Source organism: Acidovorax sp. MR-S7, from assembly GCF_000400995.2.
Taxonomy (GTDB): Bacteria; Pseudomonadota; Gammaproteobacteria; order Burkholderiales; family Burkholderiaceae_C; genus MR-S7.
The window spans coordinates 1-1,111 of record NZ_DF238986.1; the positions used below are offsets into that span (position 1 = coordinate 1).

1 protein-coding gene is annotated in these 1,111 nt (G+C 64.3%); it reads right to left on the minus strand.

What is annotated here, in order from left to right; translation table 11 throughout:
• Nucleotides 1-82 precede the first annotated feature (82 nt).
• Entirely contained in the window at nt 83-1,042 is a 960-nt protein-coding gene (locus tag AVS7_RS20430) for an IS5 family transposase (protein WP_020229923.1), read from the minus strand.
• Between the last annotated feature and the right edge of the window lie 69 nt (nt 1,043-1,111).

The following is a 1,111-nucleotide window of genomic DNA, read 5'->3' on the forward strand; positions in this document are numbered from 1 at the left end:
TTCGCCGCTTCGAGCCGCTTTGCAGCGGTTTTTCGTCCCTTGCGGCCCCGCTTTTCGGCCATTTGGCCGTTTGCAGGCGCTCTCATGCCTGCGCTGCCATCAAACGCCCTCGCGCCATCCACAGGTTGGACAGTGCGAACAGCGTGTGCAGTTGCGCGGTGTTCTTGGCCAGCCCGCGGTAGCGCACCTTGACGTGGCCGAACTGGCGCTTGATCACGCGAAACGGATGCTCCACCTTGGCGCGGATGCTGGCCTTGAGGCGTTCGAGTTGGTCGCTCAGGCTGTCGACCGAGCGAGCCTTGTCCAGCAGCTTGCGCTTGCCCGGGCGCATGGCGATGTTCCAGCGCACGCCGGCCTTGGCATCGGGCCGCTGGGCTGCGCCCTGATAGCCGGCGTCGCCCCAGGCTTGGGTTTCCTCGCCGTGCAGCAGCGTGTTGGCCTCGACCACATCATTGACGTTGCCGGCCGTGCCGCGCACCGTGTGCACCAGGCCCGAGTCGGCGTCCACGCCGATGTGGGCCTTCATGCCGAAGTACCACTGGTTGCCCTTCTTGCTCTGCTTCATCTGCGGGTCGCGCTCGCCCGAGGTGTTCTTGGTCGAACTGGGTGCAGCGATCAGCGTGGCATCGACCACTGTGCCGGCGCGCAGCAGCAGGCCTTTGGCACTGAGCAACTCGTTGATGAGGACCAGGATCTGCGGAGCCAGCTTGTGCTCTTCCAACAGGCGACGGAATCGAAGGATCGTCGTCTCGTCGGGCACGGCGGTGTCCCAGTTCAGGCCGGCGAACTCACGGAACAGCGGCACGTCGTGCAGCGCCTCTTCCATCGCCGGGTCACTCAGCGTGAACCACTGTTGCATGAAGTGGATGCGCAGCATCGTCTCCACGGCGAACGGCGGGCGTCCGCGTTTGCCTTCCGGTGCGTAGGGCGCAATCAGCGCTACCAGCGCCGCCCATGGCACCACACGCTCCATCTCCGCCAGGAACTCGCGCTTGCGCGTGCGCTTCGTTGTCAGGCTCAGACCAAGGTCCGCTTGCTTCATTGCTCTGATTTTCTCAGCGCATGTGGCTCGCCAAGCACGTCAGGAGATGATTTATGCAGACTGTCCCTA